Source organism: Pantoea sp. SORGH_AS_0659 (assembly GCF_031453915.1).
Lineage (GTDB): Bacteria > Pseudomonadota > Gammaproteobacteria > Enterobacterales > Enterobacteriaceae > Pantoea > Pantoea leporis.
In genome coordinates, this window is the sequence record NZ_JAVJAK010000001.1 from 2,038,359 (window position 1) to 2,062,790 (window position 24,432).

The window sequence follows — 24,432 nt, forward strand, 5'->3', positions numbered from 1 at the left end:
TCATCCTCTCGCTGCCAGAGCGACAACGCGCTCGTAGGCCTGTCCGCTGCGAATGGCAGCGATGGCGCGCTGTGCGTTGTCGCGCAAATCTTCATTTCCGAACACTTTCAGTAACATTGCGACGTTCACCGCCACCGCCTGCTCATGGGCGGGCTGGCCTTTACCCTGGAGTAAACGGGTCAGAATGTCACGGTTTTCTTCCGGCGTGCCGCCTGCCAACGCGTCTTTATCATGGAAGCCAAAACCGAAGTCTTCTGGTGTCAGCTGATAGCCAGTGATTTCGCCATCACGCAGCTCGGCGACCTGCGTTGGGCTGTGCAGCGCCACTTCATCCATGCCACCGCCGTGAACCACAGCCGCACGTTGATAGCCGAGCACTTTTAGCGTTTGGGCGATTGGCAGTACCAGCTCCGGGCTGTACACGCCAATCACCGCCAGCGGTGGACGCGCAGGGTTAATCAGCGGACCCAGCACGTTAAAGATGGTACGGGTTTTCAACTGCTGACGTACCGGCATCGCGTGACGAAAACCGCTGTGATACTGCGGAGCAAACAGGAAGCAGACGTTGAGATCGTCCAGCGCCTGGCGTGCTTGTTCCGCAGGCATATCCAGATTGATGCCAAATGCCGCCAGCAGATCGGAAGAACCCGACTTGCTGGAGACGCTGCGATTACCGTGCTTTGCCACTTTCAGGCCGCAGGTTGCCGCAACAAAGGCGCTGGCGGTCGAGATATTGATGCTGTTGCTGCCGTCACCACCGGTACCGACGATATCGGCAAAGGTGTAATCCGGGCGCGGGAACGGTTTTGCATCGGCCAGCAGCGCGGAAGCGGCACCGGCGATCTCTTCCGGACGCTCGCCACGGACTTTCATGGCGATCAGCGCGGCGGCTAACTGCGTCGGCTCCAGCTGACCGGTAATAATAGCGCTAAATAGCTGGTGGCTTTCGCCCTGGCTCAGCGTCTCAGACTGATAAAGTTTTTCCAGAATAGTTTGCATCATAATCTCCCTATTACTTCGCCAGCGCCCAGGCCAACGTTTGTTCTAATAAGCGCGCGCCCTGAGTGGTGAGAATGGATTCGGGGTGGAACTGGAAGCCACACACGCGGTCGGCATCGTGGCGCACAGCCATCACCATGCCGTTGTAGCTGGCGTTAACGGTCAATTCGGCTGGCGTATTGCTGCCGACCAGCGAGTGATAGCGCGCCACCGGCAGCGGATTGCTCAGGCCAGCGAACATGCCTTCGCCATCGTGGGTAATAGAAGAGGCTTTGCCGTGCAGGATCTCGCCGGCCTGGCCGACATGGCCGCCGTAAGCTTCAACAATCGCCTGATGACCGAGACAGATGCCGATAATTGGCAGACGACCGCGCAGCGCTTGCAGCAAATCTGGCATGCATCCGGCATCTTTCGGCGCGCCCGGACCCGGCGACAGCATCAGAATCGGATTTTCCATCTGCTGCAGGCGTTCAATCAGCACCTCAGCGGGCACGTTGTTGCGGTAAATCACCACGTTATGGCCAAAGGTACGCAGCTGATCAACGAGGTTGTAAGTAAAGGAGTCGATGTTATCGAGCAGCAGGATATCGGCCATCAGAAAATCTCCTTGCAGTGATGGGCTGTTGCGATGGCACGCAATACCGCGCGCGCTTTGTTGCGGCTCTCGTCCGCTTCTGCCTGTGGCTGGGAATCAAGAACCACACCGGCGCCAGCTTGTACGGTGGCAACGCCGTCTTCAACCCACGCGGAACGAATAACGATGCAGGTATCAAGGTCGCCGTTAGCGGTGAAATAGCCGACTGCGCCGCCGTAGCTGCCGCGACGTGTGCCTTCTTTCCCGGCAATCAGTTGCATCGCACGCACTTTCGGTGCGCCGCTCAGCGTGCCCATGTTCATGCAGGCGCGGTAGGCGTGCAGCACGTCGAGATCTTCGCGCAGCGTGCCGACCACGCGTGATACCAGATGCATCACGAACGAGTAGCGGTCAACTTTAGTCAGGTCTGCCACGTAACGGCTGCCCGGCACGCAGATACGCGCCAAATCGTTACGCGCTAAATCCACCAGCATCAGGTGCTCAGCCATCTCTTTATGGTCGGTGCGCATTTCCAGTTCGATGCGGCTGTCGAGATCGCGATCCAGTGAGCCATCGGCATGGCGGCCGCGTGGACGCGTACCCGCAATCGGGTAGATCTCAATCTGACGCGACGTCGCGTCATATTTCAGTGAGCTTTCTGGCGAGGCACCAAACAGCGCGAAATCCTGATCCTGCATAAAGAACATGTAAGGACTTGGATTGCTGTTTTTCAACGTGTCGTAAGCGGCCAGTGGAGAAGGGCACGGCAGCGAGAAGCGACGTGAAGGGACAACCTGGAAGATTTCGCCAATGCGAATCGCTTCCTGCATCTCACGCACCACGTTGCAGTACTCTTCATCGCTCTGACTGGTGCTCAGCGTCATGTGCTCGACGCGCTGTACCGGCAATGCGGGCGCTGCTTGCGTCATCTGGCCGCGCAGTTGTTCGATGCGGCCTTGCAGACGCTGGAACTCGCTGGTCGATGGGCTGAATAAGCTGGCCTGCAGGCGAGCAGTGCGCTGCTGATGGTCGATCACCAGTAAGGTTTCGGCCAGATAGAAGCAGTAATCCGGGCAACGCTGTTCGTTGCGCAGTTGCGGCAGATCTTCGAAACCGGCCACTAAGTCATAAGCGAACAAGCCGCCAAGTAGCATCGCTTCACGCTCCTCTTCCGGGCTGTTCACCAGCTGCGGGATCAGGCGCAGCGCATCAAATACGGAAAAGGCCTTCAGGCGGGAATCTTCGTCCTGCATGCCTTGCTGCTGGGTGAAATGCAGCTCGCGGCCATCAGGGCGCACCTCAATACGCACCTCAGAGGGCAGCGCCTCGTCCAGCAGCGGCAAGATGGCGCGACCATTTTCCGACAGCGCTTTGATGGTGACGATGTTACCCAGCGCACTGACGCGCAGCGCGCTATCCACGATTAACAGGCTTTTCAGGTTTTGTTTGCTGTCGATATCTGCGGATTCAAGCAGCAGAGTTGCTGGACGTGCGCCGCATAACTGATGAAACACTGCGGCCGGATCTTCGCGGTAGGGCGCGGTACCGGTTATCAACTTCAATGTAGGTTTCGCAATAGCCATAATGGATTCTCTGAATTTCGCTCAAAAAAAAGCCCGCTCGGTGGCGGGCTTAGGTATCAATCTGCACTGCGGTTACGCAAATTGTGCACGACGACGTCGCCCGATAAAGGGATCATCGTGCCACCAACCATTTAAATGCGTACCAAAAATAGTCATGATTAAATACCCGTTACGTGTGAACTTGTGTACTAGTTAACTGGTTCGGGCGAAAAATGTCAATACCCTTTTTCAGCCAGGGGCAAAATCGTTATCATGCCTGCCGGTTTATGTAGTTGCTGGAGTTATCTTGTCGGACATCGCTCGTTTTCCCCTTTACGATTTACACAGCCATACGCTGGCTTCTGACGGCTTATTGACGCCGACCGCGCTGGTGCAGCGCGCGGTTGAGATGAAAGTCGGTGTGCTGGCGATTACCGATCACGACACGGTGGCGGGCGTGCCAGAAGCGCAGGCGGCAGTGATGCAACAGGATCTACCGATCCGCGTGCTAGCCGGTTTAGAAGCATCAACCTTATGGGAAAATCACGAAATCCACATTGTGGGGCTGAATGTCGATTGCCAGCATCCCGCGCTGACTGAATTCCTTGCGCTTCAGTATCAGACACGCCTTGATCGTGCGCAGCAGATTGCCGAACGCCTCGAGCGCGCTCGCATTCCTGATGCGCTAGCCGGTGCGCAGCGACTGGCGCAGGGCGGCTTGATCACGCGTGGCCACTTTGCGCGTTATCTGGTGGAGATTGGCAAAGCCGACAATATGGCGCAGGTATTCAAGAATTATCTGGCGCGCGGGAAAACCGGCTACGTGCCGCCGCAATGGTGTACAATTAAACAAGCCATTGATGCTATTCATCATTCTGGCGGCTATGCCGTTTTGGCGCATCCCGGTCGTTATGGTTTGTCGGCTAAATGGTTAAAGCGGCTGATTGCGCATTTTGCCGACGTGGGCGGCGATGCCATGGAAGTCGCGCAGTGCCAGCAAGCGCCCAACGAGCGCACGCAGCTGGCAACCTATGCGCGTGACCATCAGTTAGCCGGGTCGCAGGGATCAGATTTCCACCAACCTTGTCCGTGGATAGAACTGGGACGCAAGTTATGGCTACCGGGCGGCGTGGAGCCGGTTTGGGAACGCTTCCCCGCATTGGCGCCCAGCAGTGCTGTTACAGACAGGTGATATGAGGTTTTTATGAGTCAATATTTTCACATTCATCCCGACAATCCGCAGCCGCGCCTGGTAAATCAGGCCGTTGATTATCTCAATAAAGGCAGCGTGATTGTTTATCCAACCGACTCTGGCTATGCGCTGGGGTGTCGTCTGGAAGAGAAAAATGCCATGGAACGCATTTGTCGCATTCGCCAGTTGGATGGCAATCACAACTTTACGCTGATGTGCCGCGATCTGTCGGAGCTGTCGACTTACGCGCAGGTGGATAACTCCGCGTTTCGCCTCCTGAAAAACAACACGCCGGGCAACTACACCTTCATTTTGAAGGCGACGAAAGAAGTGCCGCGTCGTCTGATGAATGACAAACGTAAAACCATCGGGCTACGCGTGCCGTCCAACCCGGTGGCGCTGGCGCTATTGGAGCGCCTTAACGAGCCGATGATGTCGACTTCGCTGATGCTGCCCGGCAATGATTTCACCGAGTCCGATCCGGAAGAGATTCAGTACAGCATTGGCAAGCTGGTGGATCTGATCATCGATGGCGGCACGCTGGGACAGCAGCCGACCACGGTGATCGATCTCACCAGCGATGCGCCGGTGGTGGTGCGCGAAGGTGTCGGTGACACGCGCCCGTTCCAGTAATCATGCATGGTCAGGCGTGGCTTTCTGCGTCTGACCAATATTGGATTCCAGCCAGGTTTTGAAATCCCCGTACGGAATATACAGCGAGACATCTTTTAAGATGACTTTCTTGCTGCGAACGTTAGATATTTCATGGCTGTAACCGACAATCACCCCGCCAATGGTTTGGTCCGCATTATATACCGCGCCACCGGACATCCCTTGCACCACGCCAGCATTTGATGCCATTGCCATGCAGGGCTTTTTATTCCATTTATTGGTAATGGCGGTACGCGCTAAATTAACGCCGCTCGATTCCACCGGCATAGCGGAAATAAAGCTGTAACCGTACATTTTAATCGGTTCGCCAACAGCACCGTTGCGGAATTTCACCAGCGTTTCTGGACTGTTTTTATGATAAATAATCGCGACGTCGCAATAAGGATGATAGGCCTTGACACGCTGCACGGCCGTTTTTGCCACGTGCGCCGCCGTCAGGCTGTATTCTGGCGTCAAAGGAATGGTTGTACCGAGAATGCCCAAACCTAGCACGGTCGGGATGCCTGTCACGCTCATATCAACGTGTTGCATCGCAGTACGACTGTACTCAGTGTGGCCCACGGAACAACCGCTCAGAGCCAGCGCAGCGAGCGCAGGCCAAAGCAGAGAGGTTTTCATGGCTGTGATCTTCTTTAAAGCATGTCCGTAAAATCCCTGGTGAAGACTTTCGACATGCAAATTAAATTCATTCCGTAAATGAATAAACGCGTCTAACCCCGCGCGCGCCGGTTTGTAATATCAGTGAAATTACACAGTGGTTCGTTAATGATTTGTAAGTTGAACGAATATAAATAGTAAATGAAAGCTATGTTATTATGACGACGCACTGGATTTCAGGCTTAAATTTTACACAGTTTTTTCTGCAGAACAATTCATCAAATTTAATATTAATCAAATAATACAAAAATACAGACTTAATCCAACCTGTAGTGCCAATAAACTATCAGTTTGCATTTATTACGGTAATGGACCTTATTTAATGCTGTTAAATAGTTTTTTATGCTGTTTTATTGTTTTTACTTAGATTTAAAGTTTGTGATTATCCTTAAGCGTGGCGAGCAATAGCGGTTAAGCAGTCTTGCAAAGCGCTAATGTATCAGTTGTCTTAAGTTGATAATAGGCTCAGGCGGGAAAGGTTAGGGGCAAGTGATAATAATTCAGTCACTTGGCGTGGATGCTGCGGATGCAAATAAGAACGATCTATCAGCCAGCTGAATGTTTATCGTCATGGTCTTAATGGCTACGTTTTTACCAGACCCTCTGTTATCGGCAGCAAAGGAAAAGGTGTTAACAAAACTTGCGTTAGTGTAAAATCGCGGGCCGTCTGAGATTGCAGCAGCGATGCAGAGCGGTAACAGATTCTGATATGGGAATTGGTAATCCCTGTATCGCACCTCTTCTTACCACGACGCCTGGGAAGGCGACAACGAGGCTCCATGAGCGAAAAATTACAGAAAGTATTAGCGCGCGCCGGTCACGGTTCGCGTCGCGAAATCGAAACCATGATTTCAGCCGGACGCGTCAGCGTTGACGGCAAACTGGCGACGCTTGGCGATCGCATCGAAAGTGATAAATCCCTGAAAATTCGTATCGATGGCCATCTGGTTTCCATCGCTGAGTCGGCGACCGAAGTGTGTCGCGTATTGGCGTACTATAAACCAGAAGGTGAACTCTGCACGCGTAACGATCCGGAAGGGCGTCCAACCGTATTTGATCGTCTGCCGCGTCTGCGTGGTTCACGCTGGATTGCCGTCGGTCGTCTGGATGTGAATACCTGCGGTTTGATGCTGTTCACCACCGATGGTGAACTGGCTAACCGTTTGATGCACCCAAGCCGTGAAGTGGAGCGTGAATATGCGGTTCGGGTGTTTGGCGAAGTGGATGACGATAAAATCCGTCAGCTGAGCAAAGGCGTGCAGCTGGAAGATGGCCCGGCATCGTTCAAAACCATTAAGTTTGCCGGCGGCGAAGGCATTAACCAATGGTACAACGTGACGCTGACCGAAGGGCGTAACCGCGAAGTGCGCCGTCTGTGGGAAGCGGTTGGCGTGCAGGTTAGCCGACTGATGCGTGTGCGTTACGGTGATATCCAGTTGCCAAAAGGCTTGCCACGCGGCGGCTGGATCGAGATGGAATTACCGGCGGTCAACTATCTGCGTACGTTAGTCAGTATGCCGGAAGAGACGGTAACGAAAGTGGCCGTTGAAAAGGATCGTCGTCGCACCAAGGCTAACCAAATTCGTCGTGCGGTAAAACGTCACGGTGTGGTGAGCAACAATCCGCGTCGGAATAACACTAAACGCGGTTCCTGATCCTAAGCCTGACGCCGCGCTCTGCGGCGTCAGCGTGTTACCAATCTATTCCTTGCTGTGCCTGAATTCCCGCATCAAACGCATGTTTCACCGGACGCATTTCCGTTACGGTATCAGCCAAATCCAGCAACGTGCGATGACAGCCGCGACCGGTAATGATTACGCTTTGCTGAGCAGGGCGCTGTTGCAGCACATCGACCAGCTCCGCTAAATCCAGATAATCCATGCTCACCATGTACGTGATTTCATCCAGGATCACCAGATCGACGCGGCTATCGGCCAACATACGACGCGCCTGCTGCCACACCAACTGACAGGCGGCAGTGTCGGTCTCGCGGTTCTGCGTATCCCAGGTAAAACCGGTGGACATCACCTGAAATTCGACGCCGTGCTGTTCCAGCAAGTTACGTTCACCGTTGGGCCATTCGCCTTTAATGAACTGTACCGCCGCCACTTTTTTACCGTGTCCGCAGGCGCGCAACGCGGTGCCAAAAGCCGCGGTGGTTTTCCCTTTGCCGTTACCGGTGAACACCATCAAAATGCCGCGCGTCTCGGTGGCGGCGGCGATTCGGGCATCAACCTGCTCTTTTAGTCGCTGCTGGCGTTGCTGATGGCGATCATTCATGCGGTTGCCGGCCCCGCTTTGCGTCCCGGCTGCGCATCAAAGCTGGTGCCGGTTTTACGTCGGCTGTCATCACCCATCAAATAGAGGTAGAGCGGCATCAAATCCGCGGGGGTTTTGAGTAAATTGGCATCCTCATCCGGGAAAGCGCTGGCGCGCATTTTGGTGCGCGTACCGCCAGGATTGATGCAGTTCACCCGCAAGTGACGGTTTTTATACTCGTCGGCCAGCACCTGCATCATACCTTCAGTGGCAAACTTCGAAACCGCATACGCGCCCCAGCCTGCACGGCCGGTGCGGCCCACGCTGGACGTGGTAAACACCAGCGATCCGGCATCTGATTTCAGCAGCAGCGGCAGTAATGCTTGAGTTAAATAGAAGGTGGCATCAAGGTTAATCTGCATCACGTCACGCCAGATCTGCGGATCGAGCTCCTCCAACGGTACGATTTCGCCCAGAATGCCAGCGTTGTGCAGCACGCCATCCAGACGCGGCACCAGCGCAGTAACCTGGTCGGCTAACTGCTGGCAGCTTTCTGGCGTGGCTTCAGCCAGATCCAGTAATAAAGAAGCGGCTGGCTGCTTGTTTAACTGGTTGATGGCCTGCTCCGTTTTCTGCAGGGTGTCGGCGTTGCGGCCCAACAGGATGACGCGCGCGCCGTAGCGCGCATAGGTCAGCGCCGCTTCACGGCCAATGCCATCGGAAGCGCCGGTGACGAGGATGATGCGATTTTCCAGCAGATCGCTTTTCGGTTGATAATGCACAGCGATGTCCTTTGCTCGGGTCAGAAGGTTTTTGGCTTTATGCCTGAATTTGCCGCGCGGTGCAACGCTTGAGCCTCGCATTCTGTGCCGCCTGCGGGCATTTCAGGCGACGACAGCGCGTAAAGCGGGTAAACTTACAGCTGTTGTAATTTACTGTTTAATAAGGCGGCAGAATGGATTTTTTCTCCAGTTATGGATTATTTCTGGCTAAGGCCGTTACCGTGGTGGTGGCGATCGCAGCTATTGTTCTGATTGTGCTAAATGCCGCGCTGCGTAAACGTCACAGCAGCGGTCAGCTGCGTTTGACGCATCTCGATGATGATTATCGTGAGATGAAGGAAGATCTGCAGCTCGCCAAAATGAAGCCACAGGCGCAAAAAGTGTGGCTCAAGCAGCATAAGAAAGAAGAGAAGCAAAAGGCGAAAGCTGATAAACGCAATGCTAAAGCCGGCGTGAGCGAGACGCTGAAGCCCACGCTGTATGTGCTGGAGTTCAAAGGCAGCATGGACGCGAGTGAGGTCACCTCATTGCGTGAAGAGATCTCCGCGGTGCTGGCAGTTGCGGTGCCGGGCGATGAAGTGCTACTGCGCCTGGAAAGCCCCGGCGGCGTAGTACACGGCTACGGTTTGGCGGCTTCGCAGCTGCAACGCCTGCGCGATGCCGGTCTGCAATTGACGGCGGTGGTGGATAAAGTCGCTGCCAGCGGCGGTTACATGATGGCTTGCGTGGCGGATCGCATTGTGGCCGCACCGTTTTCTATTATTGGTTCAATTGGCGTGGTCGCGCAGATTCCCAACTTCAACCGCCTGTTAAAGCGTAACGATATTGACGTCGAGCTGCATACCGCCGGTCAGTACAAACGGACTTTGACGCTGTTTGGTGAAAACACCGAAGAAGGGCGCGAGAAATTCCAGGAAGATCTTAATGAAACCCATCAGCTGTTTAAAGATTTTGTACAGCAGATGCGTCCATCGCTTGATCTGAACAAAGTGGCGACCGGCGAGCATTGGTATGGCCGTCAGGCGCTGGACTTGGGTTTAATTGATGAAATCGGCACCAGCGATGCGTTGATTATTAAGCATATGGATCGCTTCACCGTGCTGGGCGTCCATTACGCACGTAAGCGTAAAATGATGGATCGCTTTACCAACAGCGCCAGTCTGGCGGCTGAACGGTTGATTCTGAAAATATGGCAGCGCGGCGAGAAGCCGCTGTTGTAACCGAGCCCGGCAACTGCCGGGCTTTTTTATGCCAGATGATATTGAGAGGAGAGTTCCACCGCGAGGTGTTTAAACACGTTAAATACCGTGGTGGTTTTGGCGGTGGGCAAGCCTTCATCATCGAGAAAATAGGGACCGCGAAACACCAAAACATCACCTTGCTGAATCACATCATTGGCTTCTAATCCGACAAAATAATTTTCGTGCTGCGTGATTATCTGATTGGCTATTTCCAGTAACGCGTGGCGTGAAATAGATTCCGTTGGCACTGACATTTTTCACCTCTTTTTTGACAGCCATTTTTCTCCTTCTATATTACTTGCGAGCTATCGCGTTCAGCAAATCAGCATGGCGTCGTAAAACTGGCGCAAAATTAGGCAGAATGCTAATTAAGTTGCGTAACGGATTTTATCAGGTAGAGTGTGGGCGATTCAGCTTTCAGGGAGATCACACCCGGATGTGTGGTTCTGTCAGATGGAAAACTCGCTCCTAATCATAAAGTTGCAGAAGTCGACGCAATCTGACCTGAGATTATCCCTGCTGCCTTGAAATGCGAAATGCCGGCAGCAATATTGAACCCATTGGGTTTTGGGACCTCCAATTCTCTCCCGTTTATCAGGACGTTTCATTTAGGTAAAGGTACATATGGGTAAATCACTCGTAATCGTTGAGTCCCCGGCAAAGGCCAAAACAATCAATAAATACCTCGGTAATGACTACGTGGTGAAATCCAGTGTCGGTCATATCCGTGATTTGCCGACCAGCGGTTCAACTGCCCGTAAAAGTGCCGACGGGGAAAAAGCGAAACCTGGAAAAAAGGTTAAAAAGGATGAGAAAGCCGCACTCGTAAACCGCATGGGTGTGGATCCCTGGCATGGTTGGGAAGCGGATTATCAAATTCTGCCGGGCAAAGAAAAAGTTGTCGCTGAGCTGAAAAACCTGGCTGCCGACGCAGACCACATCTATCTCGCAACCGACCTTGACCGCGAAGGGGAAGCCATTGCCTGGCACCTGCGTGAAGTGATCGGTGGGGACGATAAGCGCTTTAGCCGCGTAGTATTCAACGAAATTACCAAGAATGCGATTCGTCAGGCGTTTGACAAGCCTGGCGAGCTTAATATTGAACGTGTCAACGCACAGCAAGCGCGCCGCTTTATGGATCGCGTGGTGGGTTACATGGTGTCGCCACTGCTGTGGAAGAAAATTGCCCGCGGCCTGTCAGCCGGCCGCGTTCAGTCGGTTGCGGTGCGTCTGGTCGTTGAGCGCGAGCACGAAATCAAAGCCTTCGTGCCAGAAGAGTATTGGGAAATCGATGCTGATTTCGCCACGCCGAAAGGCGCCGATCTGGCCATGCAGGTGACGCATCAGAATGACAAAGCGTTCCGTCCGGTCAATCGTGAGCAAACTCACGCGGCGGTAGCGATTTTGCAGAAAGCGCGTTACGAAGTGCTGGATCGTGAAGACAAGCCGACCAGCAGCAAGCCTTCTGCACCTTTTATTACCTCAACGCTGCAACAGGCGGCGAGTACGCGTTTGGGCTTCGGCGTGAAGAAGACCATGATGATGGCGCAGCGTTTGTATGAAGCGGGCCACATCACCTATATGCGTACCGACTCCACCAACCTGAGCCAGGATGCCGTGGCGATGGCGCGCGGTTATGTTGAGAGCAGCTTTGGTAAAAAGTATCTGCCAGAAGCGCCGAATACCTATGCCAGCAAAGAGAACTCACAGGAAGCGCACGAAGCGATTCGTCCTTCTGACGTGAATATCGTGGCTGAGCAGCTGAAAGATATGGAAGCTGATGCGCAGAAACTCTATCAGCTGATTTGGCGCCAGTTTGTTGCCTGCCAGATGGTTCCGGCTCAGTACGACTCCACCACGCTGACCGTGGGCGCGGCTGAATTTAAATTGAAAGCCAAAGGCCGCACGCTGCGTTTCGATGGCTGGACGCGCGTGATGCCTGCGCTGCGTAAAAATGATGAAGATCTGACGCTGCCGCCGGTAGATGTTGGCGACATGCTGGATCTTAAAGAGCTGATGCCAAGCCAGCACTTCACCAAACCGCCGGCGCGCTTCAGTGAAGCATCGCTGGTGCGTGAGCTGGAAAAACGTGGCATTGGTCGTCCATCAACGTATGCCTCGATTATCTCCACCATTCAGGATCGTGGTTACGTGCGTGTTGAGAACCGCCGTTTCTACGCTGAAAAAATGGGTGAAATTGTTACCGACCGTCTGGAGTCTAATTTCCGCGAGCTAATGAACTATGACTTTACCGCGCGCATGGAAAATAGCCTCGATCAGGTGGCGAATAATGAAGCCGAATGGAAAGCGGTACTCGACTCCTTCTTCAGTGATTTCAGCCAACAGTTAGATGATGCTGAGAAAGATCCGGAAGAGGGCGGCATGCAGCCCAACCAGATGGTGTTGACGTCAATTGATTGTCCAACCTGTAGCCGCCCGATGGGGATTCGCACCGCCAGTACCGGCGTGTTCCTGGGTTGCTCGGGTTATGCTTTGCCGCCGAAAGAGCGCTGCAAGCAGACCATCAACTTGATCCCGGAAAATGAAGTGCTCAACGTGCTGGAAGGCGATGATGCTGAAACCAATGCGCTGCGCGCTCGTCGTCGTTGCCAGAAGTGTGGCACCGCGATGGACAGCTATCTGATCGATAACCAGCGCAAGTTACACGTCTGCGGTAATAACCCAGAGTGCGACGGCTACGAGATTGAGCAGGGCGAATTCCGCATCAAGGGCTACGACGGTCCGATTGTTGAGTGCGAGAAGTGTGGTTCTGAAATGCATCTGAAAATGGGTCGTTTCGGTAAGTACATGGCGTGTACCAACGACGAGTGCAAAAACACCCGTAAGATTCTGCGTAACGGTGATGTCGCGCCGCCAAAAGAAGATCCGGTGCCGCTGCCAGAATTGCAGTGTGAAAAGTCGGATGCTTACTTTGTGTTGCGTGATGGTGCAGCGGGCGTGTTCCTTGCTGCGAATACCTTCCCGAAATCACGTGAAACGCGCGCGCCGCTGGTGGAAGAGCTGCAACGCTTTGCCGACCGCCTGCCAGAAAAGCTGAAATATCTGTCAGAAGCGCCAGCCGCCGATCCAGAAGGGAATAAGACGATGGTGCGTTTCAGTCGTAAGACCAAACAGCAATACGTCTCTTCCGAAAAGGATGGCAAAGCCACCGGCTGGTCAATGTTCTATATTGATGGCAAATGGCAGGAAGCGAAAAAGTAATTCCCCGCAAGGCCAGCATTCGCTGGCCTTTCTCTTATCCTTATAGCTAATCGTTCTACATTCTTCCTTTAACTGATATAGTAGTTATAGAACTCTTTTCGTTTCGCTGATTCGCTTTCCCTCCCTCACCGCAATTAAAGCGGAAACACGCCTGCCGGGAATGCACCTCTGTCGCTACCAGGAAGATATAACTATGAAATTGCAGCAGTTGCGTTACATCGTCGAAGTGGTTAATCACAACCTTAATGTCTCATCGACCGCCGAAGGCTTATATACCTCGCAGCCGGGCATCAGTAAGCAAGTCCGTATGTTAGAAGATGAGCTGGGCGTGCAGATATTTGCACGCAGTGGTAAGCATCTGACGCAAGTAACGCCTGCAGGTGAAGAGATTATTCGGATTGCGCGCGAAGTGCTGTCCAAAGTTGACGCGATTAAATCTGTTGCTGGTGAACACACCTGGCCAGATAAAGGCTCGCTGTATGTAGCAACTACCCATACGCAGGCACGTTATGCGCTGCCAGGCGTGATTAAAGGCTTTATTGAGCGCTATCCTCGCGTTTCTTTGCACATGCATCAGGGATCGCCGACGCAAATAGCTGAGGCGGTTTCAAAGGGCAATGCAGACTTTGCCATTGCCACAGAAGCCCTGCATCTGTATGACGATTTGATTATGCTGCCGTGCTATCACTGGAACCGCGCCATTGTGGTAACGCCAGATCATCCGTTGGCGGGTAAATCAAATGTGACGATTGAAGAGCTGGCGGATTTCCCGTTAGTGACTTACACATTTGGCTTTACAGGCCGTTCAGAGTTGGACACCGCGTTTAATCGCGCCGGATTAACGCCACGCATCGTCTTCACTGCGACGGATGCTGACGTCATTAAGACGTACGTGCGTTTAGGCCTGGGCGTTGGCGTAATTGCCAGTATGGCGGTTGATCCGGTTGCAGACCCCGATTTGGTGCGTATTGAAGCTTCAGAAATCTTTACGAATAGTACGACCAAAATTGGCTTTAGACGTAGCACCTTCCTCCGCAGCTATATGTATGATTTTATTCAACGTTTCGCGCCACACCTGACGCGTGATGTGGTGGATGCGGCGGTCGCATTGCGCTCCAATGAAGACATCGAAGCTATGTTCCGCGACATCAAGTTACCCTTCAAGTAAATTCCTAACTCATTCTTTTGCCAAGGTGTCCAGTGGGCACCTTCGGAATCCCCTAGCGCTTAGCGCCACGAGTACTTCAAAAAAAATCATTATTTTTTTGTAAATGAAACATGGGTCACATGTTTTTTCATTGTTATCTATTAAATGCGAATTAGTACACAATTTTTACGATGCTGCTTTGCAGCTCGCCAGGAATATTCCCATACTCTAGTTAAGAGTTGATGAAGAAGGGCTTTTTAACTGGCATGGTAAATTAAACTCAAATTTAGATTGGATCTAATTTGCTGTTAACCCAAATTTACAATGTAACGATTTAATTAATAGTTGTGTTGGTAATTAAATTTATCTCATCAATTTTTGGCGTTTTGATAAATAGCGTTAATCGTTGTGCTCAATAAAAATAACTGGATTTTCGGTCTTAACAAGTTTAGGATTCGTCCTAAATCTTAATCGTTGTCATCAATCGTTTTATTGAGAGTGATTATCAAAAACTATGAATACGAGAATAACTGTACAGCCGGGCTTCCGGACTAAAAGCACCAAAGTTGAGCGTACTGGTAATACCCGTCGCAAAGCTTGGATGACTGTCTTCGCTGCTTCAGCACTGTTCTGGGTAGTGGTGGCGTTAATGATTTGGCGTATGTGGGGTTAAGCCATGTGGGCAAATACACTCAGTCGTAAGCATCCGGTTTCTGCACGTCAGCCGCAAACGCCTGCGTGCAAAGTTAAAGACGTTGTATCCACTGAACCTCAGGTCACCATTCCGACTTCGTGGGAACTCAGCGAGAATCAGCGCAATTTTATTGAATCCTTCATGGATATGAAGTCGAAATAACGCAGCATGCGTTCCGTACTATATTTAGTCGTTTAGTCCCTCTTTTTGCCGGATTATCCGGTGGGCAAGTTAAAAGCCCGTCCTTTAACACTCAGCATTAAAAAAACGGTGTCATCAGTACAACGCTGAAGACGGTGGACTTTTTTTGCCCGGAATCCGGGAGGGAGTGAATTATGAGCATCAATACAACGACATTATCCTGGATGAGCGTTTATACCTTTTCCCTGGCTTTTTGGGCCGCCGCCTTCTGGGCGATGATTTAAGCCCTAACTCAAATTACACTGAATTTTATAAATGCCCTGACAAACGTCGGGGCATTTTTCATTGTGTCTTAATGTGTCTATTCGTGTTGTTATCAAAACGTTAACGGCAATGTAGTCTATCTTTAAGTTAAACCTTGCAGTCACTGAGGTTTAAAAAAGATTCACTTACATGGAGGCGCTATGTCGTTAACGTTACGCGAGCAGAGTCAGGACACGCTGGATGTTCGGGCAAAAAAATATCATTACTACAGCTTGCCCAAAGCAGCTCAGCAACTGGGCAATATCGATCGCTTGCCCAAGTCGATGAAAGTCCTGCTGGAAAACCTTTTACGCTGGCAGGATGGTGATTCTGTCACGCTTGAAGATATTGAAGCGCTGGTCGCCTGGCAAAAAGATGCTCACGCCGATCGTGAGATTGCCTATCGTCCCGCGCGTGTATTAATGCAAGATTTTACCGGCGTACCGGCGGTGGTAGATTTGGCTGCCATGCGCGAAGCGGTGAAACGCCTTGGCGGCGACGTCGCCAAAGTCAATCCCTTATCCCCGGTAGATTTGGTTATCGACCACTCTGTCACCGTGGACCATTTCGGTGATGACAAAGCCTTTGATGAAAATGTGCACCTGGAAATGGAGCGCAACCATGAGCGCTACGTTTTCCTGCGCTGGGGGCAAAAAGCCTTCAATCGATTCCGCGTAGTACCCCCGGGCACCGGGATTTGTCATCAGGTCAATCTGGAATACCTCGGTAAATCTGTCTGGCATGAGACGCTGAATGGGCAAGAGATCGCCTATCCCGATACGCTGGTGGGCACCGATTCGCACACCACCATGATCAATGCGCTCGGCGTATTGGGTTGGGGCGTTGGCGGGATTGAGGCCGAAGCGGCGATGCTTGGTCAGCCGGTCTCAATGCTGATTCCTGACGTAGTCGGTTTCAAACTCACTGGTAAATTGCGTCCGGGCATCACCGCAACGGATCTGGTGTTAACCGTTACGCAAATGCTGCGCAAACATGGTGTTGTGGGTAAATTCGTAGAATTTTACGGCGACGGCTTAGCCGACCTGCCGCTTGCCGATCGCGCCACCATCGCTAACATGGCGCCTGAGTATGGTGCGACCTGCGGCTTTTTCCCTGTCGATGATGTCACCCTGAGTTATATGACGCTCACTGGCCGCGATGCGGAGCAGGTTGAACTGGTTGAGGCTTATGCTAAGCAACAAGGTATGTGGCGTAACGCGGGTGATGAGCCGGTGTTCACCAGCTCTCTAGCGCTGGATATGGGCGACGTCGAGTCCAGCCTGGCCGGTCCAAAACGTCCGCAGGATCGTGTATCACTCGGTGATGTTCCTACTGCCTTTGATGCCAGCAACGAACTGGAAGTGAATCAGGCGCAAAAACCGCATAAAACCGTGAGCTACCGCGATAGCGAAACTGGAGAAAGCTATCAGCTGGATGACGGTGCGGTCGTGATCTCGGCGATTACCTCTTGTACTAATACCTCAAACCCTAGCGTGCTGATGGCTGCCGGTTTACTGGCGAAGAAAGCCGTTGAACGCGGTCTGATGCGCAAGCCCTGGGTTAAGGCCTCACTGGCACCCGGTTCCAAAGTGGTTTCTGACTACCTTGCTGTGGCCCAGCTTACGCCATATCTGGACGAATTAGGATTCAATCTGGTCGGTTACGGTTGTACTACTTGTATCGGTAATTCCGGCCCGTTACCGGACGCGATAGAAAGCGCGATTAAAGAGGGTGATCTCACGGTTGCCGCGGTGCTTTCGGGTAACCGTAACTTCGAAGGCCGAATTCATCCGTTAATTAAAACCAACTGGCTGGCTTCGCCGCCGCTGGTGGTTGCTTATGCCTTAGCGGGTAATATGAAGCTCAATCTGCAATCCGATCCGCTCGGCCAGGATCGCCAGGGCAACGATGTTTTCCTCAAGGATATCTGGCCTTCGCCGGAAGAGATTGCGGAAGCGGTGCAAAAAGTCACCAGCGATATGTTCCACAAAGAGTATGCCGAGGTGTTTAACGGCACGCCTGAGTGGCAGCAGATCAAAGTCAGCGAAGCGGCAACCTACGATTGGGATGGCGATTCCACCTACATTCGTTTATCGCCATTCTTTGACGACATGGAGAAAACGCCGAAGCCGGTGCAGGATATCAAAGGCGCGCGCATTCTGGCGATGCTGGGTGACTCCGTCACCACCGACCACATTTCTCCTGCGGGAAGCATCAAAGCCGAAAGTCCAGCCGGACGCTATTTGCTGTCGCATGGCGTTGAGCGCACCGATTTCAACTCTTACGGTTCGCGTCGTGGTAACCACGAAGTGATGATGCGCGGCACCTTCGCTAATATCCGTATTCGTAACGAAATGGTGCCGGGAGTTGAGGGCGGTTATACCAAACACTTCCCGACTAACGAGCAGCTGGCGATTTACGATGCGGCGATGAAGTATCAGCAGGAAGGTGTGCCGTTAGCGGTGATTGCTGGTAAAGAGTACGGTTCCGGCTCAAGTCGTGACTGGGCAGCAAAAGGGCCGCGCTTACAGGGCGTGCGCGTGGTTATCTCCGAATCCTTCGAGCGAATTCACCGCTCTAACCTGATTGGTATGGGGATTCTGCCGCTCGAGTTTCCGGCTGGCGTGACGCGTAAAACGCTGCAGCTTACGGGTGAAGAGTTTATAGATGTGGCAAATCTGTCGCAGCTTAAGCCGGGTGGCACGGTAACCGTAATTCTGACGCGCGCGGATGGCAGCCAGGAGACGCTGGAAACGCGCTGCCGTATCGATACGGGCAACGAGCTAACCTATTACCAGAACGACGGCATTTTGCATTACGTTATCCGCAACATGCTGAACTAAAAGAAAAAGCCGGGATTTCCCGGCTTTTTTTATCTGCTACAAAGACCGCTTACGACTTTGGCAACAGATGACCCATTTTTTCGGCTTTCGTATCGAGATAGTGCGCGTTTTTCGGGTTACGCCCGACAACCAACGGCACGCGTTCGACGATATTGATACCTGCTTCACTCAGGATTTCAACCTTGCGCGGATTGTTTGTCAGCAAGCGCACTTCATTGACGCCCAACAGTTTGAACATATCTGCACATAGCGTGAAGTCACGCTCATCAGCGGCGAAACCGAGCTGATGGTTGGCTTCGACCGTGTCGTAGCCTTTATCCTGCAATGCATAAGCACGAATTTTATTCAGCAAACCGATGTTACGACCTTCCTGACGGTGATACATCAGAATGCCACGACCTTCTTCCGCAATCGCCGTTAACGCCGCTTCCAGCTGGAAGCCGCAGTCACAGCGCAAGCTGAACAGGGCATCGCCGGTGAGACATTCGGAATGGACGCGCGCCAGCACCGGATTGTGATCGCTAATATCACCATAAACCAGCGCGACATGGTCGTGGCCGGTTGCCAGTTCTTCAAAACCAACCATCAGGAAATCTCCCCATGGCGTGGGCAGTTTGGCTTCTGCTACCCGTTTAAGCTGCATGTGACTCTCCAGAACCTTCAGAGGATGCGCTATCATCATGATAACGCACGGGCCATGTGGCCCGATGAAACTTACGCTATTGTGCCACAACCCGAACGGCTGCCGTTAATCGGTCAGAGTGATTGTAGTGATAAAGCACAATTATCCAAGCCGCAATAGGTATGTTATTCTTTTTTCAGCTAAAGTTATGCTTAACGCACCTGTTAATCCGGATCTAAAAGGAAGCGAATGTTAAAAATCATTCAGCGCACCACCTTAGGGGCGTTTTTATTGTTGTTGATGCCGTTGGGCGTGTGGATATCAAACTGGCAATGGCAACCCGGGGAAAGCGGCAATCTACTTCGCGTGCTGTTTTGGATGACGGAAACCGTTACCAGTCCGTGGGGTATCCTCACCAGTATCATCCTCAGCGCCTGGGTGTTGTGGTGTTTACGCTTTCGGCTCAAACCCGCGATTCTGCTCATTCTCATCATGAATGGTGCGATTCTTGCTGGTCAGTACACCAAATCCTCAATCAAAGAGCATGTGCAGGAACCGCGCCCCTACGTCATCTGGCTGGAAAAAAGTCATGGCATTAACGGTGATGAGTTTTATCAGCTTCATCGCCAGCAGCGCGGCGAAATGGTCTCAACTTTGCTGGCCAATGACACTCAGCTGCCGCAATGGCTGAAGAATCATTGGGCATTTGAAACCGGTTATGCGTTTCCTTCCGGGCATACCATGTTTGCCGCCAGTTGGGCGCTTTTAGCCATCGGCCTGTTATGGCCGCGCCGTCATTTTGCCACCGTTGCCGTATTATTCGTTTGGGCGACCGCGGTGATGGGCAGCCGTTTAGTGCTGGGTATGCACTGGCCGCGTGATTTAGTGATGGCAACGCTGATATCCTGGTTATTGGTGACCGTAGCTACGCTGCTGGCCCAGCGTTTCTGCGGCCCGCTCACCATTCCACCAGAGGAACATCGTGAGATCGCGCAACGTGATGATGGATTGTAATCAGCCTATTCATCCCCATATGATTGATTGTGCTTGCAGAAAAAAGCGCTAACTGATGTGGGGATAAGCAGCATCGACGGCGGTTTTTTGGCATACTTCTATTGGATAACCTCTCGACAGGACGCATTGTGAAATATTTGCTTATTTTTCTCGTGGTATTGGTCATTTTCATCATCTCCGTCACGCTCGGAGCGCATAACGACCAAATCATCACCTTTAACTATCTGCTAGCGCAGGGCGAATTCCGCATTTCAACACTGCTCGCCAGCTTGTTTGGCGCTGGATTCCTGCTGGGATGGGCGATTTGCGGCCTGTTCTGGTTACGCTTACGTGTTTCTCTGGCAAATGCGCAGCGTAAACTTAAACGTATGCAGGCACAGAATGAACAATCAACTGCAGTGATCCCATCACCAACTGCCAGTCGTCGGGATTAATTTTCGATGCTTGAATTGCTGTTTCTGCTTCTTCCTGTTGCTGCGGCGTATGGCTGGTATATGGGCCGCCGCAGTGCCCACCAGGATAAGCAACAGGAAGCGAACCGCCTGTCGCGCGATTATGTGACCGGTGTAAACTTCCTGCTCTCCAATCAACAGGATAAAGCGGTTGATCTCTTTCTCGACATGTTGAAAGAGGACAGCGGCACGGTTGAGGCGCATCTGACGCTTGGCAATCTGTTCCGTTCGCGTGGTGAAGTTGATCGCGCCATTCGCATTCACCAATCCCTAATGGAAAGTGCGTCGCTCAGCTATGAGCAGCGCTTGCTGGCGATTCAGCAACTCGGCCGCGATTACATGGCAGCCGGGTTGTACGATCGTGCCGAAGATATGTTTGGGCAGCTGGTGGAAGAGACCGATTTCCGTATTGGCGCGCTGCAGCAATTGTTGTTGATTCATCAGGCAACCAGCGACTGGCAAAAAGCCATCGACGTGGCGGAAAAGCTGGTTAAGCTCGGCAAAGACAAGCAGAAAGGGGAAATTGCCCATTTCTACTGTGAGCTGGCGTTGCAGGCATTAAGCAGTGACGACCTTGATCGGGCGATGAGCTTGCTGAAGAAGGGCGAGTCAGCCGATCATCAAAGTGCGCGCGTCTCAATCATGATGGGCCGCATTTTGATGGAGCAGGGCGAGTACGCCAAAGCCGCCAGCCGACTGCAGCGCGTGCTGGAGCAGGACAAAGAGCTGGTGAGTGAAACGTTACCCATGCTCGAAACCTGCTACCAGCGCCTGAACCAACCCGAAAACTGGGCGCAATTTTTACAGCGTTGTGTCGATGAGAATACCGGCGCCGCAGCAGAGCTTTATCTCTCCGATATTCTTGAGCAACAGCAGGGACCGGAAGCGGCACAGCTGTATATTAATCGTCAGCTTCAGCGTCATCCGACGATGCGTGTGTTTCATCGTTTGATGGATTTCCACTTACACGAAGCGGAAGACGGACGTGCGAAAGAGAGCTTGATGGTGCTGCGCGATATGGTCGGCGAGCAGATCCGCACTAAGCCGCGATATCGCTGCCAGAAATGTGGCTTCACTGCCCATGCTCTGTACTGGCATTGCCCATCTTGTCGCGCCTGGTCTTCAGTTAAACCCATCCGTGGACTCGACGGCCAATAAATGGCCGCATAACTCTTCTGGTTACACCTTTTTAGTTACAACATACTTGTAAGTTTAATTAAGAAACTGCCTTGGCATCGTGCAGCTAGCAGTCAAACAGGCAAGTTCTGGCGGTAGCGTGATTGTCGGCACCGGCCTGCGCAGGTAGAATGCTTGCCGTTTGTCCATCGCGCCTGCGGGTGCCAGTTACTGAGGAAACGTTATGCCTGTAACCACTTCACCTATTCTGGTGGCACTCGACTATCATGATCTCAACAGCGCGCTGCAGTTTGTAGACCGCATCGATCCAGGCCAGTGTCGCCTGAAAGTGGGCAAAGAGATGTTCACACTGTTTGGTCCATCGCTGGTGAAAACGCTGCAGGAACGGGGTTTTGAAGTGTTCCTCGATCTCAAGTTTCATGACATCCCAAACACCACCGCACATGCAGTCGCGGCCGCAGCCGATCTTGGCGTGTGGATGGTGAACGTGCACGCCAGTGGTGGTGCTCGCATGATGAACGCGGCTCGTGAAGCGCTGGTACCATTCGGCAACGATGCGCCGCTGCTGATTGCTGTCACCGTATTGACCAGCATGGATGAAGACGATCTCAAAGGCTTAGGCATTACCTTATCTCCAGCCGAGCAGGCTGAGCGGCTGGCACGTTTGACCCGTGATTGCGGCCTGCACGGCGTGGTTTGTTCGGCGCAGGAAGCCGCGCATTTTAAGCAGGTGATTGGTCAGGATTTCGCGCTGGTTACGCCAGGCATTCGTCCGGCCGGCAGCGATGCGGGCGATCAGCGCCGCATCATGACGCCGCAGCAGGCAAAACACGCCGGCGTGGACTATATGGTCATCGGGCGTCCGATCACCCAATCCGCCGATCCGGCCGCCACGCTGCAGCAAATCCTGCAGAGTTTACAGGAGGCTTAATGGCTCAGGACAATCGATTGGTGTATTCGACCGATAGCGGTCGTATCACCCATGAAGAAGAGAAAGCGCCACGACCGAAAGGCGATGGCATCGTGCGTATTCAACGTCAAACCAGCGGACGTAAAGGTAAGGGCGTGTGTCTGATTACCGGTATCGATCTGGATGATAGCGCTCTCGAAAAACTGGCTGCTGAACTGAAGAAAAAGTGTGGTTGCGGTGGAGCAGTAAAAGAGGGCGTAATTGAGATTCAGGGCGATAAACGCGATTTGATAAAAACGCTGCTGGAAGCCAAAGGCATGAAAGTCAAACTGGCGGGCGGTTGAAGCAGTTCGGGCCACTTTTAGGTGGCCCGTTGTTAAGTAGATGCGCTGCGTAGCCTGATAATTATAATTTATTTGCTGATCTGGTGGCCGATGATGCCGCCGACAGCTGCGCCACCAACGGTACCAAGTCCGCTACCGTTGGTCAGCACTGAACCACCAATGGCACCCGCACCCGCACCGATTGCGGTATTACGGTCGCGTTTAGACCAATTCGAACAGCCGCTCAGCGCGACAACTAGTGTTGTTGCCAATACGGCAGCAGTAAGACGTTTCATTGTTGTAGTCATTAACTTCTCCTTGATTGTTAACACCGTGGTAACCATATAAGTATAGATGTTACACCGCACTCGGCAGGGTAAAACGGTCCTAAAATGCGAGTTTGCAAGCCACTTCTTGTTTAATCATCAAAACCAACCCGCGCCACACATTTAACGCCTTAGCCACTTTCCGCAGCTTTTACAGCCGTTCCATCCATAACGCTTTTTCTTCCTGCTCCGCACAATTCAGCTATCACAGTTCGCAGGAGAAAAAAGATGCTGGAAGCGTTAAAGCAGCAGGTGCTGGAAGCCAATCTCGATTTACCCCGTTACAACCTGGTCACCTTTACCTGGGGCAACGTCAGTGCGGTGGACCGCGATCGGGGTTTACTGGTGATCAAGCCGTCGGGCGTGAAGTACGAGCAGATGCAGCGCGACGATATGGTGGTCGTCGATCTCGCCAGCGGCGAGGTAATAGAAGGGAAAATGCGCCCATCCTCGGATACGGCCACCCACCGCGCGCTCTATCTCGCCTGGCCAGAGATCGGCGGCATCGTGCATACGCACTCTCGCCATGCCACCATTTGGGCTCAGGCTGGACGTGAAATCATCGCGTTAGGCACCACGCACGCCGATGATTTTTACGGCACCATTCCCTGCACGCGGCAGATGAAGCGCGAAGAGATTGAGCAGGAATACGAGTGGAATACCGGCCAGGTGATCATTGAAACTTTTGCGCAGCGCGGAATTGAACCAACGGCAATCTCCGCCGTGCTGGTGAATTCCCACGGCCCGTTTGCCTGGGGTAAAGATGCGCATGCTGCGGTACACAGTGCGGTGGTATTAGAAGAGGTGGCCTATATGGCATTGCATACCGAGCAGCTGCGCACTGAGTTACCGCCGATATCGCAAACACTGCTTGATCTGCACTATCTGCGTAAGCACGGTAAAAATGCCTGGTATGGGCAGAATTAAAGTCAATTCTGAAACATATACGCCTGCTGGCGTAATGCCAGTTAATTAAGCTAATGGTGAGCGCGCAGGCCGGGGGCACTTTTGGTCCGGCGGTCCTCGCGCCGCTAGCGCGGTACCTTCACTTCGTTCGTCTGCCTGACGGACCGGCGGAGACGGGACGTCCTTGTCCCGGCTCCGCCTTTCGCCCCGCGTCCTGCGGGCTCTCCTGGCCTCCTCGCTTCGTTCAGCGCTGCGGATTGCCGGCACAAAAGCGCCCCCGGCCTGCTCATAAGCTTCAGTGCGAGTTGTTGAAAAGGGCAGATGTGTCAGCGCCCGCAAAGATAATCCATCCTTTGAGCAAAAACGCCTCCCGGCTTCTCTTTTAACTTCCAATCATCTGGTATGGCGATTCACGTCATAAATACAAAATGATCAATCAATAAAAATAAAACAG

Annotated in this window: 22 protein-coding genes, 1 pseudogene and 1 other annotated feature; of the genes and pseudogenes, 15 read left to right on the plus strand and 8 right to left on the minus strand. The window is 52.7% G+C overall.

The window, feature by feature from the left end:
- Positions 1-1,594 (minus strand): annotated as a pseudogene (gene trpD / locus Q3H59_RS09530) (bifunctional anthranilate synthase glutamate amidotransferase component TrpG/anthranilate phosphoribosyltransferase TrpD).
- Complete coding sequence (locus Q3H59_RS09535; protein WP_192411718.1) at positions 1,594-3,156, minus strand: anthranilate synthase component 1; 1,563 nt, start codon at positions 3,154-3,156, stop codon at positions 1,594-1,596. The pseudogene trpD and the gene Q3H59_RS09535 overlap by 1 nt, the downstream one beginning before the upstream one ends.
- A 23-nt stretch (positions 3,157-3,179) precedes the next feature.
- Positions 3,180-3,288: a sequence feature (Trp leader region), on the minus strand.
- 154 nt (positions 3,289-3,442) lie between these two features.
- Between Q3H59_RS09535 and Q3H59_RS09540 the strand changes: the two genes are divergently transcribed.
- Entirely contained in the window at positions 3,443-4,327 is an 885-nt protein-coding gene (locus tag Q3H59_RS09540) for an RNase RNM (protein WP_309834476.1), read from the plus strand.
- 12 nt (positions 4,328-4,339) lie between these two features.
- Complete coding sequence (locus Q3H59_RS09545; protein ID WP_110866253.1) at positions 4,340-4,960, plus strand: L-threonylcarbamoyladenylate synthase; 621 nt, start codon at positions 4,340-4,342, stop codon at positions 4,958-4,960.
- Here Q3H59_RS09545 and Q3H59_RS09550 read toward each other — a convergent pair whose 3' ends face one another.
- Positions 4,961-5,617, minus strand: a complete 657-nt coding sequence (locus Q3H59_RS09550) for a serine protease (RefSeq protein WP_309836669.1) — start codon at positions 5,615-5,617, stop codon at positions 4,961-4,963.
- An 818-nt stretch (positions 5,618-6,435) separates the two neighbouring features.
- Between Q3H59_RS09550 and rluB the strand changes: the two genes are divergently transcribed.
- Positions 6,436-7,311 (plus strand): 23S rRNA pseudouridine(2605) synthase RluB, encoded by an 876-nt coding sequence (rluB, locus tag Q3H59_RS09555; RefSeq protein ID WP_101764266.1) that lies wholly within the window; start codon positions 6,436-6,438, stop codon positions 7,309-7,311.
- Between the two features lie 37 nt (positions 7,312-7,348).
- On the opposite strand, the gene cobO is transcribed toward rluB, so the two are convergent.
- Both cobO and Q3H59_RS09565 read right to left on the minus strand, forming a co-directional pair.
- Positions 7,349-7,936: a cob(I)yrinic acid a,c-diamide adenosyltransferase gene (gene cobO / locus Q3H59_RS09560; protein WP_101764267.1), complete on the minus strand. Its 588-nt coding sequence runs from the start codon at positions 7,934-7,936 to the stop codon at positions 7,349-7,351.
- On the minus strand, positions 7,933-8,697 hold the full coding sequence (locus Q3H59_RS09565) for a YciK family oxidoreductase (RefSeq protein WP_137385885.1): 765 nt from the start codon (positions 8,695-8,697) through the stop codon (positions 7,933-7,935). The genes cobO and Q3H59_RS09565 overlap by 4 nt, the downstream gene beginning before the upstream one ends.
- 173 nt (positions 8,698-8,870) lie before the next feature.
- On the opposite strand from Q3H59_RS09565, the gene sohB reads away from it, so the two are divergent.
- Positions 8,871-9,917, plus strand: coding sequence for a protease SohB (gene sohB, locus Q3H59_RS09570; RefSeq protein WP_110866249.1), 1,047 nt, complete (start codon positions 8,871-8,873; stop codon positions 9,915-9,917).
- Between the two features lie 26 nt (positions 9,918-9,943).
- Here sohB and Q3H59_RS09575 read toward each other — a convergent pair whose 3' ends face one another.
- The gene (locus Q3H59_RS09575) at positions 9,944-10,192 is read right to left on the minus strand and encodes a DUF2498 family protein (RefSeq protein WP_192411722.1); all 249 of its coding nucleotides are present in this window, start codon (positions 10,190-10,192) and stop codon (positions 9,944-9,946) included.
- A gap of 370 nt (positions 10,193-10,562) precedes the next feature.
- On the opposite strand from Q3H59_RS09575, the gene topA reads away from it, so the two are divergent.
- The 5 genes from topA to acnA all read left to right on the plus strand — a co-directional run bounded on the left by topA (position 10,563) and on the right by acnA (position 18,288).
- Positions 10,563-13,160, plus strand: coding sequence for a type I DNA topoisomerase (topA, locus tag Q3H59_RS09580; RefSeq protein ID WP_008106525.1), 2,598 nt, complete (start codon positions 10,563-10,565; stop codon positions 13,158-13,160).
- 193 nt (positions 13,161-13,353) lie between these two features.
- Entirely contained in the window at positions 13,354-14,328 is a 975-nt protein-coding gene (cysB, locus tag Q3H59_RS09585) for an HTH-type transcriptional regulator CysB (RefSeq protein WP_064738814.1), read from the plus strand.
- A gap of 493 nt (positions 14,329-14,821) precedes the next feature.
- On the plus strand, positions 14,822-14,980 hold the full coding sequence (locus tag Q3H59_RS09590) for a YmiA family putative membrane protein (RefSeq protein WP_071531660.1): 159 nt from the start codon (positions 14,822-14,824) through the stop codon (positions 14,978-14,980).
- A 3-nt stretch (positions 14,981-14,983) separates the two neighbouring features.
- On the plus strand, positions 14,984-15,163 hold the full coding sequence (locus Q3H59_RS09595) for a hypothetical protein (protein ID WP_064738813.1): 180 nt from the start codon (positions 14,984-14,986) through the stop codon (positions 15,161-15,163).
- 443 nt (positions 15,164-15,606) lie between these two features.
- Positions 15,607-18,288, plus strand: coding sequence for an aconitate hydratase AcnA (gene acnA / locus Q3H59_RS09600; RefSeq protein ID WP_101764271.1), 2,682 nt, complete (start codon positions 15,607-15,609; stop codon positions 18,286-18,288).
- A 49-nt stretch (positions 18,289-18,337) separates the two neighbouring features.
- On the opposite strand, the gene ribA is transcribed toward acnA, so the two are convergent.
- Complete coding sequence (ribA, locus tag Q3H59_RS09605) at positions 18,338-18,931, minus strand: GTP cyclohydrolase II (protein ID WP_097097212.1); 594 nt, start codon at positions 18,929-18,931, stop codon at positions 18,338-18,340.
- 228 nt (positions 18,932-19,159) lie between these two features.
- Here ribA and pgpB point away from each other — a divergent pair, with 228 nt between their 5' ends.
- The 5 genes from pgpB (at position 19,160) to yciH (ending at position 22,767) form a co-directional block, all read left to right on the plus strand.
- Positions 19,160-19,924, plus strand: coding sequence for a phosphatidylglycerophosphatase B (gene pgpB / locus Q3H59_RS09610; protein ID WP_101764272.1), 765 nt, complete (start codon positions 19,160-19,162; stop codon positions 19,922-19,924).
- A gap of 128 nt (positions 19,925-20,052) precedes the next feature.
- On the plus strand, positions 20,053-20,358 hold the full coding sequence (locus Q3H59_RS09615) for a LapA family protein (protein ID WP_101764273.1): 306 nt from the start codon (positions 20,053-20,055) through the stop codon (positions 20,356-20,358).
- A 6-nt stretch (positions 20,359-20,364) separates the two neighbouring features.
- The gene (lapB, locus tag Q3H59_RS09620; protein WP_110866246.1) at positions 20,365-21,534 is read left to right on the plus strand and encodes a lipopolysaccharide assembly protein LapB; all 1,170 of its coding nucleotides are present in this window, start codon (positions 20,365-20,367) and stop codon (positions 21,532-21,534) included.
- 202 nt (positions 21,535-21,736) lie between these two features.
- Positions 21,737-22,444: an orotidine-5'-phosphate decarboxylase gene (gene pyrF, locus Q3H59_RS09625; RefSeq protein ID WP_309834485.1), complete on the plus strand. Its 708-nt coding sequence runs from the start codon at positions 21,737-21,739 to the stop codon at positions 22,442-22,444.
- Positions 22,444-22,767, plus strand: a complete 324-nt coding sequence (gene yciH / locus Q3H59_RS09630) for a stress response translation initiation inhibitor YciH (RefSeq protein ID WP_176969980.1) — start codon at positions 22,444-22,446, stop codon at positions 22,765-22,767. The genes pyrF and yciH overlap by 1 nt, the downstream gene beginning before the upstream one ends.
- A gap of 68 nt (positions 22,768-22,835) precedes the next feature.
- Here the strand turns inward: yciH and osmB are convergent, their stop codons facing one another.
- On the minus strand, positions 22,836-23,054 hold the full coding sequence (gene osmB / locus Q3H59_RS09635) for an osmotically-inducible lipoprotein OsmB (protein WP_008106509.1): 219 nt from the start codon (positions 23,052-23,054) through the stop codon (positions 22,836-22,838).
- Positions 23,055-23,300: 246 nt separating this feature from the next.
- Here osmB and araD point away from each other — a divergent pair, with 246 nt between their 5' ends.
- On the plus strand, positions 23,301-23,999 hold the full coding sequence (gene araD, locus Q3H59_RS09640) for an L-ribulose-5-phosphate 4-epimerase (protein WP_309834488.1): 699 nt from the start codon (positions 23,301-23,303) through the stop codon (positions 23,997-23,999).
- The last annotated feature ends 433 nt before the right edge of the window (positions 24,000-24,432 follow it).